The sequence below is a fragment of the Desulfovibrio intestinivivus genome (assembly GCF_053570665.1).
The window spans coordinates 1,152,449-1,165,131 of the sequence record NZ_JBRBQT010000001.1; the positions used below are offsets into that span (position 1 = coordinate 1,152,449).

At 60.9% G+C, this 12,683-nt stretch carries 11 protein-coding genes; 2 read left to right on the plus strand and 9 right to left on the minus strand.

What is annotated here, in order from left to right; genetic code table 11:
* Positions 1-3: 3 nt before the first annotated feature.
* The 6 genes from ACUZ9P_RS04855 to ACUZ9P_RS04880 form a co-directional block, all read right to left on the minus strand.
* Positions 4-963 carry a succinate dehydrogenase/fumarate reductase iron-sulfur subunit gene (locus ACUZ9P_RS04855; protein ID WP_449248853.1) on the minus strand — a complete coding sequence of 320 codons (960 nt, stop codon included), beginning with the start codon at positions 961-963 and terminating at the stop codon, positions 4-6.
* Positions 963-2,795 (minus strand): 8-methylmenaquinol:fumarate reductase flavoprotein subunit, encoded by a 1,833-nt coding sequence (sdhA, locus tag ACUZ9P_RS04860; protein WP_449248854.1) that lies wholly within the window; start codon positions 2,793-2,795, stop codon positions 963-965. The genes ACUZ9P_RS04855 and sdhA overlap by 1 nt, the downstream gene beginning before the upstream one ends.
* A gap of 32 nt (positions 2,796-2,827) precedes the next feature.
* Positions 2,828-3,073, minus strand: coding sequence for a hypothetical protein (locus tag ACUZ9P_RS04865; protein WP_449248855.1), 246 nt, complete (start codon positions 3,071-3,073; stop codon positions 2,828-2,830).
* A 64-nt stretch (positions 3,074-3,137) separates the two neighbouring features.
* Complete coding sequence (purN, locus tag ACUZ9P_RS04870) at positions 3,138-3,812, minus strand: phosphoribosylglycinamide formyltransferase (protein WP_449248856.1); 675 nt, start codon at positions 3,810-3,812, stop codon at positions 3,138-3,140.
* Positions 3,813-3,815: 3 nt separating this feature from the next.
* Positions 3,816-5,333, minus strand: coding sequence for a uroporphyrinogen-III C-methyltransferase (gene cobA / locus ACUZ9P_RS04875; RefSeq protein ID WP_449248857.1), 1,518 nt, complete (start codon positions 5,331-5,333; stop codon positions 3,816-3,818).
* Positions 5,333-6,835: a leucyl aminopeptidase gene (locus ACUZ9P_RS04880; RefSeq protein WP_449248858.1), complete on the minus strand. Its 1,503-nt coding sequence runs from the start codon at positions 6,833-6,835 to the stop codon at positions 5,333-5,335. Before ACUZ9P_RS04880 ends, cobA begins: the two co-directional genes overlap by 1 nt.
* A 301-nt stretch (positions 6,836-7,136) precedes the next feature.
* Between ACUZ9P_RS04880 and hemW the strand changes: the two genes are divergently transcribed.
* On the plus strand, positions 7,137-8,426 hold the full coding sequence (gene hemW / locus ACUZ9P_RS04885) for a radical SAM family heme chaperone HemW (protein ID WP_449248859.1): 1,290 nt from the start codon (positions 7,137-7,139) through the stop codon (positions 8,424-8,426).
* A gap of 383 nt (positions 8,427-8,809) precedes the next feature.
* Positions 8,810-9,493 (plus strand): Mpv17/PMP22 family protein, encoded by a 684-nt coding sequence (locus tag ACUZ9P_RS04890; protein WP_022659083.1) that lies wholly within the window; start codon positions 8,810-8,812, stop codon positions 9,491-9,493.
* 118 nt (positions 9,494-9,611) lie between these two features.
* Here the strand turns inward: ACUZ9P_RS04890 and ACUZ9P_RS04895 are convergent, their stop codons facing one another.
* The 3 genes from ACUZ9P_RS04895 to ACUZ9P_RS04905 form a co-directional block, all read right to left on the minus strand.
* On the minus strand, positions 9,612-9,914 hold the full coding sequence (locus tag ACUZ9P_RS04895; RefSeq protein ID WP_449248860.1) for a hypothetical protein: 303 nt from the start codon (positions 9,912-9,914) through the stop codon (positions 9,612-9,614).
* 3 nt (positions 9,915-9,917) lie between these two features.
* Positions 9,918-11,078 carry a glycerate kinase gene (locus ACUZ9P_RS04900; RefSeq protein ID WP_449248861.1) on the minus strand — a complete coding sequence of 387 codons (1,161 nt, stop codon included), beginning with the start codon at positions 11,076-11,078 and terminating at the stop codon, positions 9,918-9,920.
* Between the two features lie 95 nt (positions 11,079-11,173).
* Positions 11,174-12,535, minus strand: a complete 1,362-nt coding sequence (locus ACUZ9P_RS04905; protein ID WP_449248862.1) for a GntT/GntP/DsdX family permease — start codon at positions 12,533-12,535, stop codon at positions 11,174-11,176.
* Between the last annotated feature and the right edge of the window lie 148 nt (positions 12,536-12,683).

Consider the following 12,683-nt stretch of genomic DNA (forward strand, 5'->3'; position numbering starts at 1 on the left):
CGGCTACTCCTTCTCTGCGGCATGGGCCGCCTGAATCATCTTCACCAGGGCATCATGCCCTTCAATGGTTTCGCCGCCAAAGGCCTCAAGCGGATTCATCTTGCCCTGGCGCAGCAGGGTCACAGCCATTCCCGCGCGGGCAATGGTGCTGATGCCTTCGGTACGCAGGGCAAGGCGCACTTCGTTGAGGCGGCCAGAATCGTCCACCAGATCGGTGTAGAACGACTTGGCGTGGGCCGGGCCAACGCCGTCGGTCATGCCCTTGGCCATAACCATGGCCCGCAGGCCGGCGATGTCATCGGCAGCGCTGATGCCCTTGGGGCAGCGGCTGGCGCATTCCTGACAATGCACGCAGTTCCACAGGCCGCCCGCCACGGCGGGCTTGCCGTGCAGCAGGGGATCCTTGGAGCGTGAATCGTTGGCCACGCGCCATGCGTGGGTGAAGACAAAGGGTTCCATGTAGTCGCTGCGGTCGGCGCTGAGTTTGTTGCACTCAGAGGCGCACGCGCCGCAGAGGATGCAGTCCCACTGCTTGATGATGCGGTCGAATTCCTTCTGGTTCTGGCGGCAGCCTTCCTTCATGGAGAATTCGGACTTTGCCACCATGCCCGGATGCACCCTGCGCAGGTTTTCCATGGCGGGTTCCCAGTCCACCACAAGGTCGGAAATAACCGTGAAGTTCGCCAGAGGCGAAATGTGGAGAGTTTCTGAACCGTAGGTTTTGGCAAGGTCGTCCATCTTGGTGTCGCAGGCCAGAATCGCATGCCCGTTGACGCGCACGGCACATGCCCCACAGATGGCGCAGCGGCAGGAGGCCGTGAAGTTCAGCGTGGGATCCTGGGTCTGCTTGATGAACAGCAGGGTGTTGAGCACGGTCTTGCCCGCCACGTCTGCCGGATCAAGTTTGTAGCTCTGCTCAAAACTGTTTTTGCCGTCAAAGCGGTCAATGATGATAGTGGGCATTAGTACTTCCGCTCCTCAGGCTTGAATTTGGTGATTTCCACTTCTTTCCAGCCCATGCGCATTTTGCCGCTGTCGTCCATGGTGACCATGCTGTGCTTGAGGAAGTTGGCATCGTCACGCTTGGGGAAGTCCTCGCGGGTGTGCGCGCCGCGCGATTCCTTGCGCTCGGAGGCGGCAAGGCAGGCGGCCTGGGCCAGTTGCAGCATGTTGCCCAGCTCCACATATTCGGTGAACACCGTATTGTAGACGGGGTTGGCGTTGGGGACGCGCAGGGAGTCGTAGCGCGAACGCAGGTCGGCCAGGGAGCTGCTCAGGGAGTCGAGCTTGGACTGGGTGCGGAAAATACCCATGTTGTCCCAGAGCTGCGCGCCCATTTCTTCGCGGATGGAGTACATCTGTTTGGCATCGCCGCCGTTGGTGGTGTTGCGGAAGCGATCCTGCCAGCGGGCGGTCAGGTCGGTGAGGCGTTTGCCCGCGCCAAAATCGGCATGGCTGGCAAAGGCCGCCGCGCCGTTACCGGCGATTTTGCCCGTTACCACCGCATCGGCCAGCGAATTGCCGCCAAGGCGGTTTGCGCCGTGGATGGACACGCACGAAGCTTCACCAGCGGCAAACAGGCCGGGCACAACCGTGGCCATGTCGTCAAAGGTGTTCACGTCAATGCCGCCCATGGAGTAGTGGGCCGTGGGGCGGATGACCATGGGCTTGTCCACAAGGTCGATATTTTCAAAAAGCTTGCCCACGTGGCGGATCTGCGGCAGATCGTGCACGATCTTATCCTTGCCGAGGTGCCTCAGGTCAAGCAGCACATAGGCTTCCAGGCCCTGACCGTAACCGCGGCCTTCGCGGATTTCCGTCTCAATGGCGCGGGCCACGATGTCGCGGGGTCCAAGTTCCATCTTGGCGGGGGCGTAGGTCTTCATGAAGCGCTCGCCCTTGTTGTTGAGCAGATAGCCGCCTTCACCGCGCGCCGCTTCGGTAATCAGCACGCCGCCGTGCACCACGCCCGTGGGGTGGAACTGCACCATTTCGGCATCCTTGAAGGGAATGCCCGCGCGCAGGGCAGCGGCAACGCCGTCGCCTGTGGCAATGTAGGGGGTGGAGGTGCGGTTCCAGAAAATGCGGGTATAGCCGCCGGTGGCAAGCACCACGGCCTTGGCGCGCACAGGGGCGATTTCGCCGGTGCGGATGTTGCGCAGCACGGCGCCTTCGCAGCGGCCATTGTCCACGGCCACATCAAGCAGCTCGTGATCCATGAGGAATTTGACGCCGTGGCTCAGGGCATCGTCCAGGCAGGTGTGGGCAACGATGTGGCCGGTTTTGTCGGCGGAGTAGTTGCAACGCACCTTGGAAGCGCCGCCAAAAGGACGGGCCTTGACCTTGCCTTCAGCCGTGCGCGAGAAGGGCATGCCCAGATAATCCAGTTCAAGGATGGCGGGGCCTGCCTGTTCGCAGAATTTGAGCGTGGATTCCTGGTCAACCAGATAGTCGCCGCCCTTCACGGTATCAAAGCAGTGCAGCTCGTAGGAGTCGCCCTTGCTGAAATCGGTGACGCCGTTGATGCCGCCTTCGGCCATACAGGTGGCGCTGCGCGAGGGCATGCATTTGCTGACCACAACCACGTTGAGCTTGGGATTTTTTTGCAGGGCGGCCACGGCGGCTCGCAGGCCAGCGCCACCCGATCCGATGATCAGGATGTCGCAGGTGGCCAGGGGGCCGACACCAGCGGCTGCGGCAAGAGCTTTTTCAATGCCGCTCATGTTCACCGTCAGCGCGCTGATGGTGATGCAGGCCGATTGCAGAAATTTTCTGCGGGTAAACTGCTGCGTCATAAGGGTTTCCTCAAAAGTAGATGAATTTGCCGTTATTTCCAGATGTTGTGCAAGAAAGTACGTGGGCGGAAAGGGCGGCAAAAAGCTGATTGATTGAGCAAAGAATAAAGGTATGCTCTGTTGATAGTGAAAAATAACACACCAAATCGTTCCAGAGCAACGCGGATTCTTGATTTGTAAGTTTTGAAACTTTTGTAAGTAATGAAAACAGCGAGGTCGGCGGGCTGCAAGGCCAGGGCGGCGAAACCAGCAGCACCGCCGGTTTTGAAAATAGTCAAAAAAAGGAGACTCGTTAACTAAAGAGTCTCCTCATAGGTTCATTCAAGGCACTTAGGGCTGCAGTTAAAAACCCTGTTCCAGCGGCGGCCACACAAGCCAGTCGCCATCGTGGGGCGCACGGGGGCTGTTGCCGGGCTTGAGGTGCACCTGCCGCCCCTGCACGTCTATGCGCCCCTGCGACAGCCACTGGATTGCCTGGGGATAGATGCGGTGCTCCATTACATGGATGCGGTTCATGAGGTCATCCTCGCTTTCGCCAGCGTTGACCGGCACAACGGCCTGAATCAGCACGGGGCCGCTGTCCACCTTTTCTTCCACAAAATGCACGGTGCAGCCGGAAACCTTGACGCCATAGTTGACGGCATCGGCACCACCGTGCACGCCGGGAAAGCTGGGCAGCAGCGCCGGGTGGATATTGATGACCTTTCCGGCAAAGGCCTCAAGGAACACAGGGGTCAGCAGACGCATATAGCCCGCCAGCACCACAAGCTCCGCCCCGGCTTCACGCAGGGCCTCAACCATGCGGGCGTCAAAGCTCTCGCGATCGGGGAAGCTTTTGTGATCCAGTACAAGGCAGGGGATGCCCGCCTTTTCCGCACGGCTCACAACTCCCGCACCGGGGCGGTTGCAAACGATCAGGGCAATGTTCACGTCAAGCACGCCCTGGGCGGCCTTGTCGATCATGGCCTGAGCGTTTGTGCCGCTGCCGGAGGCCAGTATGGCGATATTCAGGGGCATGTTTTATCTCGCAAAGTACGTTTTCAGGGCGTCCACCAGTGCCGGGATGGTGTAATCCATGGGCATGATGTTGCAGGTAAGGCCATTTTTTTGCAGCGTTTCTGCCGTTACCGGCCCGATAGCGGCCAGCTTCACTTCCGGGTGCGTCTTGAGGATTGCAGCCGGGATAAGGGAGAGGAAGTTCTCCACAGTGGAGGAGGAGCCGAAGGTCACGCAGTTCAGGGTGCCGGCGTTGATGCGTTCGAGGACTTCATCCCTTTTGTGCGCCGCGGGTACGGTTTCGTAGGCGGAAATAACGTCTACCACGGCCCCTGCCTTGCGCAGTTCTTCGGGCAGCACTTCGCGGGCCTTGGCGGCGCGGGGCAGCAAAAAGCGCATGCCAGCCACGTTGCCGTTTTCAAGGGCCATCAGGCCTTCAAGCACACCCTCGGCCATGTAGCGCTCGGGAATGAAATCGGGGATGATGCCGCGTTCGGTCAGAGCGTCGGCGGTGGCGGGGCCGATGGCGGCCACCTTGCAGTTGCCGAGGGCGCGGCTGTCCTTGCCCGCTTTTGCCAGCCGCAGCCAGAAGTGCTTTACGCCGTTGACCGAGGTAAAGATAACCCAGCCGTAGCTGACAAGATTGTCCAGAGCCGCGTCAAGTTCCGCATAATCGGCAAGAGGGCTGATTTCAATGGTGGGGCACTGGATGACCTCGGCCCCCAGCGCCGTAAGGCTCTGGGCGAGGCCGCTGGCCTGCTCGCGCGCGCGGGTCACAACAATGCTGCGGCCAAAAAGCGGCTTTTTCTCAAACCAGCCAAGGGTGTCGCGCAAGGTGGCAACCTTGCCCACAAGAATGACCGAAGGATTGGTGAATTTGGCTTCTACCGCAGCCTGGGGCAGACGGGCCAGGGTATCCACGAGGCTGCGCTGATAGGGCGTTGTGCCGCGATAGATAAGCGCCGCCGGGGTGTGCGGATCCATCCCTGCTTCAAGCAGATTGCGGGCGATGTCGGGCAGGTTTTTCATGCCCATCACAAAGACCAGAGTGGAGGCGCTGGCGGCAAGGGCCTTCCAGTTGTGCACGGAGCCGGGCTTGTCCGGATTTTCATGCCCGGTGATGATGGTCACGGAAGAGGCAAAATCCCTGTGGGTCACGGGAATGCCCGCATAGGCGGGGGCGGCGATGGTGCTGCTGATGCCGGGCACCTCTTCAAAGGGAACGCCCGCAGCCGCCAGTTCTTCGCCTTCTTCGCCGCCGCGACCGAAGATGTAGGGGTCGCCGCCTTTCAGGCGGGCCACAACGTTGCCTTCCTTGGCCTTGCTGACCAGGAGGGCGTTGATCTGATCCTGCGGCAGGGCGTGGTTGCCCGCCACCTTGCCCACATAGATTTTTTCCGCATCGGGGCGGGCGTAAGAAAGCAGGCTGTCGTTTGCCAGGGCGTCGTATACCACCACATCGGCGGCGGCCAGGGCGTCACGCCCCTTGATGGTCAGCAGTCCCGGATCGCCGGGCCCGGCTCCGATGAGAAATACCTTCATTATACGCCTCCCCTGGCGAGATCGAGCAGCGTACGCGCGCCAAAGGCCGTGGGCCCTACCGGAGAAATAGGCGTGGCCTTGGCGGCCCAGTCTACCCCGGCAATGTCCAGATGGGCCCAGCGCACGCCCTCTTGAATAAAGTGTTGCAAAAAGAGCGCGGCGTTGATGGCCCCGCCTTCACGCGGGCCCATGTGGCAAATATCGGCCACTTCGCTTTTGAGTGATTCAGCATAGGGCTTCCACAGCGGCAGGGGCCAGTACTCTTCGCCGCAAGCGCCGCCTGCCGCGCGGATGCGCTCGGCAAGGTCGGCATCATCGCTGAACAGGCCCGCAAGCTGGGTTCCCAGCGCAACGGCGCAGGCCCCGGTGAGGGTGGCAATATCAACCACAGCAGCCGGAACCCATGTTTTCTGGGCGTAGGCCAGTGCATCGCACAGGGCAAGGCGGCCTTCCGCATCGGTATTCTGGATTTCAACGGTGTCGCCATTGGCGGCGCGCACCACATCGCCGGGGCGCATGGCGCGGCCACCGGGCATGTTTTCGGCGCAGGCCAGCAAACCCACCACACGGCGGGGCGCGTCTTCCTGCGCAAGGGCCGCCACCGTGGCCAGCACCGTTGCGGCGCCGGTCATGTCGGCCTTCATCTGGTGCATGTTGGCGGCGGGCTTGAGGCTGATGCCGCCCGTATCAAAGGTGATGCCCTTGCCCACAAGCACGAGGGGCTTGTCCTGTTCATGTCCGGCAGGAGCGTGCTCCAGCACGATGAGGCGGGGCGGACGGCCCGAACCCTGGCCCACGGCCATGAGGCAGCCCATGCCTTCCTTTTCCAGATCGGTTTCGTCCAGCACGGTGCAGGCAAAGCCTTTTTCGCGCGCCAGTTCCTGCGCTTTCTGGGCCAGCATTTCAGGGTAGAGCAAATTGGGCGGCGTGGTGGCAAGGTCGCGCGCAAGGCTCACGGCCCAGGCGGCGTTTTCGCCCCTGCGGGCGGCGGCATGGGCGGCGTCCGGTACTTCTTGGCCGTCAAAGGCCACGGCCAGCCACTGCGGGTCGGCGGTTTCGTCCGCATCGGCCTTTTTAAGGGCCGTAAAGCGGTACAGGGCAAGCTGGGCGGCGCATACGCATTCTTCCACCAGCCGTTCACGGCCTCCGGGCAGTTTTGCCAGAGCCGGTTCGGGCAGCACTATGGACGTGTAGCCCTGCTTGCGGCACAGTTGCACTGCGGCGGCAATGGCCTTGCGGATGTCGGCGGTGGAGACCTTTTCCCTCGAGCCAAGGCCCACGGCCAGCACCCGGGGAACGGAAAGGTCGGGATGCCCGTGCAGAAGGGCCAGTTCGCCCGTCTTGCCCTTGAAGTCGCGCAGGGCAGGGGCTATGACCAGCCAGGGAGCAACCTTGTCCAGTTCAGGAACCTGCTCAAGCAGGGCTTCGTCCTGGCAGACGGGGGCCAGCAGAACGTCCCCCTTCCATTGTTCCGGTCCGAGATTCTGAAAGCGTATATCCATAGAGCTGCGTCTCCTGAAAGTGCGTTGCGTACAGCCGCCAGCGCGGTGAAAGATGCGGCAGAAGGCCGCAGGGCGCTTGCGCCGTGTTCCAATTGGTGAATATACTTCGCCGCCGCGTTTTTGCCAAGGGCGGGCAGCCGCCTGCGCGCGGAATTCCCGGCACGGCGGCGGATGCGGGCATATTCCTTGCACCTTTTGTTCATGTCTGTTGCCAGTTTGCTGCAACGCTAGTTTTTTCTTTGTTCCGCAGGGCCTTACGCGCAGGCGGAGCGTCGTTTTTTTGTCACTCACAGGATCGCTTATGCTGCTTTATATACATGTTCCCTTTTGCTCCACGCGCTGCCGCTACTGCGCCTTTCATTCAAGCCCGCTGGGGCGCGGCGTTGATGCGGCTGCATCCCCAGCCGTGCGCGACTATGTGGATACCCTGTTCCTGGAGCTTGCCCACTGGGGCGACCAGCTTGGCGGCAGCGAAGTGCAGTCTGTCTTTTTTGGCGGGGGTACGCCCAGCCTGCTTTCGCCGCGCATCATCGGCCTGACCATGGAGCGCATAAGCAAGTATTTCAGGCTCGTTCCCAAGGCTGAGGTGACGCTTGAGGCCAATCCGGAATCCCTGCGCGGCGGGCACCGCGCGGCCCAGTATCTGGATGCGGGCATCAACCGCCTTTCCATCGGCGTGCAGAGTATGGACGAAGGCATGCTGCGCATGCTGGGCCGTCCGCACAAGGCGCAGGACAGTCTGCACGTGGCCTTTTTGGCGCGCGAGGCGGGCTGCGCCAACATCAACCTTGATCTCATGTGGGGCCTGCCGGGGCAGAGCGTGCGCCAGTGGCTGCAAACGCTCAAAGACGTTATCCGCATGACTCCCGACCATATTTCCGCCTACGGCCTCACGCTTGAGCCGGGAACCCCGCTGGAGCTTGATGTGGAAGAGGGCCGTTTGACCCTGCCGCCGGAGCGCGACCAGAACATAATGTTCATGGAAGGCGCTGCCATGCTTGAGCAACACGGCTACCTGCACTATGAAATTTCCAATTTCGCCCGCATGGGGTTTCAGTGCCGCCACAACATGGGCTACTGGGAGGGGGAAGACTACCTTGGCCTTGGCCCTTCGGCCACGTCCACCATCAACAACCGCCGCTGGACAAATCCGTCAAGTCAGGCCGCTTGGAACGCCCGCACCCGCGAAGGCAAACTGGCCCAGACTGTGGAAGAACTCACGCCCGAAACACGCGTGCTCGAGCTTTTGATGCTGCGCCTGCGCACGGCGCGGGGTCTACGCGTAAAAGAGTACCGCGAAATGACCGGGCGCGACTTTGTGCGCGATCACCAGCGGCTGGTGCAGGCCCTGCACGAAAACGGGCTTATCCGCATCCGGCAGGGCTATATGCGGCTGACCCGTAGCGGTATGCTGGTTTCCAACTCCATTCTCAGCAACATGTTTGCCCGCACCCGCGAGGTGCTCAAGCAGGCGGCGCTTTCCGGCGGGCTGAAGCCCCAGGCCGTGGAATCTCCCGAAGGAACAGTAGAGCAGAGCGCACTGCACGAAGACAGCCCGGAAATCCGCCCGGTGCGCTGGCCCAGCGCCTGATTTCCGGTCAGGAATAAGGCCGCTGTGCAGGGTTGCGCAAGGCCGGTGTTTACGCGGGGCAAAAATGCCACTAGTATGCGGCAGCCGGTCTTGACGGTACCCCCCCTCCGTCTGCTCGGCAGATGCGAATTGCCCGCGCCCTTGCGCGGCTATGGCTGATCCTTCCCCGCCGCCTGCGGTTACGCGCGGCGCGGGACCAACCGATTTGGGCCTGTTCACGCTATGGCTCTTTTGCTCCCTGCCTGCGTCAGAAAACCTTTTTATTCCAGTTGAGTACCCAACGGAAACTCCTTTCATAAAAAGGCTTCCAATCCCTGGCAGAGAACAAAATTTCTCACAGCGTCAACAGTCCCTGAGCGTCAACGAGAATACGGAGAGAGGGTATGCGGCAAAAGGATTTTGTGGTTTTAGGCGTTTGTTTGGCGGCGTTCGGTTGGCTGGCTTTTGGGCCTGGGGCGCTTGAGGGCTTTATCAGCCTGACTGCCCAGTATCCTTTTGGCATGAGCTTTCTCAAGTTTGCCATTCTGGCTACCCTTGGCGAATGCATTGCCCTGCGCATTACCGCAGGTGTGTATAACAGGCCTGGTTTTGGCGTTTTGCCCAAGGCGATTATCTGGGGTTTTCTGGGCATAGGCATCAAGATTGCCTTTACCGTGTACGGCGCGGGCACGTTCAAGCTGCTCAACGAAATGGGTCTGCTTTCGGGCGCGCCCACGACCTTTGGCGCCAAGCTGCTCATGTCTTTTTCCATCAGCGTGCTCATCAACACGTTGTTCGCCCCGGTGCTGATGATTACCCACAAGCTCACCGACCTGCATATTGCGGCCACCGGCGGCACGCTCAACAGCCTGTGCACCAAGCCTGACGTGGCGGCCCTGTTCCGCACCATCGACTGGAATTCCATGTGGAGCTTTGTGCTCAAGAAGACCATTCCGTTCTTCTGGATTCCCGCGCACACCATCACCTTTATGCTGCCCGCCCATTTCCAGGTAGTGTTCGCGGCGGCGTTGGGCATTGCCCTGGGCGTGATTCTGGCCTTTGCGGGCCTGCGCGCCAAGAAGGCGTAAACAGAAAAGACATCTTTGCGGGGTGAGCTCCGCAAGATCATAAGCATAATAAAAGACGGCCACTCCCAAAGAGTGGCCGTCTTTTATTATGGCGTGCGCCTCGGGGCGCTGCGGCACATCAGAAAAACAGGCCGCTCTGCCGGATGATCTCCTGCCCGTTGGGCAGCGAGGGCAGCAATGTGGCCGCCATTATGGCGTAGTGTGTTACCGTAGGTTTGAAGCCGTATCGTGGCGTGACAAAGATAAACAGCATGCACAGGGCAGCCGCAACAAAGACCAACACGTTGGCTTGGTTCGAACCCCATGGCAAGGCAGCGGCATACAGCAGGGCATACATGCCCCACGCCGCCAGCATGGCGCAAACAAAGAGAATATTGAAGCCGGGGTGTGCGCGCCAGCTTTGCCTGTAGGCGGTCAACATATGCTATTCCCTTGCGCCCGAAGCGCCAATGCCAAGTCCCATGGAAAGGATGGCGGCTATGTTGCGCGCGGCCCTGCGCAGATTTTCATTGCCCTCGGTAAGGGCCTCGTCAATGGTGCAGGGGCGGTAGAGTACGCTTGAAACCGCGTCGATACCGTGGGCAAAGACGGCGTCCACATCGGCCCGTAGTGAACCGCCAATGGCGATCACCGGTTTGTTGTGGCGCTTTGCCACGCGGGCAACGCCCACAGGGGTCTTGCCAAAGGCCGTCTGCCCGTCAATGCGGCCCTCGCCGGTAATGACGATATCAGCGTCGCGCACGTGCGCGTCCAGCCCCACGGCTTCGGTCACGATCTCGCTGCCGGGGCGCAGCCGCCCTTTCAAAAAGGCAAACATGGCCGCGCCCATGCCGCCAGCAGCGCCAGCGCCGGGCATATCCGCCATGTCTACGCCAAGGTCGCGGCGCGCAATGGCCGCAAAATTTTGCAAATACCCGTCGAGCTGCTGCACCATTTCAGGCGTGGCCCCTTTCTGCGGGCCAAAGATGGCCGATGCGCCGCGCGGGCCGCACAGGGGATTGTCCACATCGCAGGCAACATCAATGACGCAGTCGGCAAGGCGGGCGTCAAAGGCGGACATGTCTATGCGCGCAAGCCTGCCAAGGCCCATGCCGGTGGGCTCGATTTCCTGCCCCTGGCCGTCCAACAACCGTACTCCCAGAGCCTGAAGCATGCCAGCGCCGCCTTCGTTGGTGGCGCTGCCGCCAATGCCCAGAATGAACTTGCGCGCGCCAGCATCCAGCGCGGAGCGGATAAGCTGGCCCGTGCCGTAGCTGGTGGTATTGAGGGGATTGCGCAATTTGGGCGGCACAAGGGCCAGACCGCTGGCTGCGGCCATTTCGATCACAGCTGTTTTGCCATCGCCGGTCAGGCCGTAGAAAGCATCCACCGGGTCGCCCAGCGGGCCGCGTACCGTGGTGTCCACCCGGCGGCCTGCCGTGGCTTCAACCATGGCTTCTACGGTACCTTCGCCGCCGTCCGCCACAGGAACCTTGACGTAGACCGCATCGGGGAAAACCTCGCGGAAGCCGGATTCGATGGAAAGAGCCACTTGCAGGGCAGACAGGCATTCCTTGTACGAGTCGGGCGCGATGACGATCTTCATTGCTGATTCCTTGCTGGGGCTGGCGGTGGAAGACAGGGCACTGATCTATAATAGCGCCGGGGCCTGTGAAATACCAGACCCCGGCGCAGCGGTTCTTACAGGAACATGGAGAGCAGCAGCGTGCCGAACAGGCCAAGCACGGAGGCTATGGTAGTGCCAGCCGTATAGGTGGCATACATGGAACCCATTGGGATTCCAAGTGATTCTTTGACGAACCAAAAGCCGGAGTCGGTCACATGCGAAGCGCCGGTCGCGCCAGCGCCGATGACAATAGCCATGAGGGCCGGGTCAATGCCGGGGTTGCTGCTGAGCAGGGGCAGGATAAGCCCGGCGGCGGTCATCATGGAAACCGTGGCGCTGCCCAGGGCAAAGCGCAGGGCAATGGCGATAATCCAGGCCAGGATCAGGGGGCTGATCTGGATGCTGGTGAGCACCTGCTTGAGCACAACGCCCACGCCGCTGTCGGTGATGATCTGGTTCAGCGCTCCAGCCGCGCCAATAACCAGCATGATGGAGGCCAGCGGGGCCATGCCCTGCTCGCTGAAACGGCCCAGCTGATCCCAGTTGAAACCGCGCTTGAGACCAAACACGATATAGGCCACCACTGCGGAAATGAACAGGGCGATCATGGGCGTGCCAATGAAGTTCACGTAAGGCATGTAGGCGGGCGGATTCTGCTTGTCGATGGTCAGTTCCACCACAGTCTTGGCGATCATGAGCAGCAGGGGCAGCAGCATGACGAGGAGGGAGCTGCCAAAGGGCGGCAGTTCAGATTCCTTGCGCGGTTCGGTATTGGCGTACACGCCGGTCAGCGGCACGGCGGGCAGGCGCTTGGCAATGAACTTGCCGTAAATGGGGCCTGCAATGCTGGCGGCGGGCAGGCCCACCAGCAGACCGAAAAAGATAACCTTGCCCACGTCAGCCTTGAGCAGATCGGTAACGGCCATGGCGGCAGGGTGCGGCGGCACGATGCAGTGCACCGTGGTCAGGGCAACCACAAGGGCCATACCTACCTGAATGAGCGGCAGCTTGGATTCCTTGACGATGGAGAACATGAGCGGCGTCAGCAGGATGATGCCCACCTGAAGAAAAACAGGAATGCCGCAGATGTAGCCCACAACCATCATGGCCCAGTGCGCTTTTGACTGGCCGAGAATGTTGATGAGCGTCCGCGCCAGCCTTTCGGCTGCGCCGGAAACTTCCATCAGTTTGCCCAATATGGCTCCCAGGGCCAGAATGGGCGCAAGAAAGCCCAGAGTTTTGCCAAGGCCGCCTTCAAAGGCCATGACGATCTTGGCCAGTTCCATGTGGTGCGTCAGCGCCAGAAACAGGCTCGCTGCGGTCAGGGACACAAAGGCATGTATTTTGAAGCAGATGCACAGCACAATGACTATGGCGATGGAAATGCAGAGCATGGTCATCGAATAGCCGATGCCGAACGATTGGACGGCAGTCATCTCAACCTCCGTGGTGTGGTTGCGACACGGCCCGGGCAGTGCCCGCGCCGGTAAAAGTTGGGGGAACGGTTGACGCTCTTACGGTTTGTTCTCTTGTTTTACTCTGCTCGTCCTCCGGATGCGGTGCGCAGTTCACATCCTCTGCCGC

Excerpts from the sequence above, each read along its gene's own strand:
- ACUZ9P_RS04855 (WP_449248853.1), bottom strand. The coding sequence starts at position 963 with ATGCCCACTATCATCATTGACCGCTTTGACGGCAAAAACAGTTTTGAG.
- sdhA (WP_449248854.1), bottom strand. The coding sequence starts at position 2,795 with ATGACGCAGCAGTTTACCCGCAGAAAATTTCTGCAATCGGCCTGCATC.
- purN (WP_449248856.1), bottom strand. The coding sequence starts at position 3,812 with ATGCCCCTGAATATCGCCATACTGGCCTCCGGCAGCGGCACAAACGCT.
- cobA (WP_449248857.1), bottom strand. The coding sequence starts at position 5,333 with ATGAAGGTATTTCTCATCGGAGCCGGGCCCGGCGATCCGGGACTGCTG.
- ACUZ9P_RS04880 (WP_449248858.1), bottom strand. The coding sequence starts at position 6,835 with ATGGATATACGCTTTCAGAATCTCGGACCGGAACAATGGAAGGGGGAC.
- hemW (WP_449248859.1), top strand. The coding sequence starts at position 7,137 with ATGCTGCTTTATATACATGTTCCCTTTTGCTCCACGCGCTGCCGCTAC.
- ACUZ9P_RS04890 (WP_022659083.1), top strand. The coding sequence starts at position 8,810 with ATGCGGCAAAAGGATTTTGTGGTTTTAGGCGTTTGTTTGGCGGCGTTC.
- ACUZ9P_RS04895 (WP_449248860.1), bottom strand. The coding sequence starts at position 9,914 with ATGTTGACCGCCTACAGGCAAAGCTGGCGCGCACACCCCGGCTTCAAT.
- ACUZ9P_RS04900 (WP_449248861.1), bottom strand. The coding sequence starts at position 11,078 with ATGAAGATCGTCATCGCGCCCGACTCGTACAAGGAATGCCTGTCTGCC.
- ACUZ9P_RS04905 (WP_449248862.1), bottom strand. The coding sequence starts at position 12,535 with ATGACTGCCGTCCAATCGTTCGGCATCGGCTATTCGATGACCATGCTC.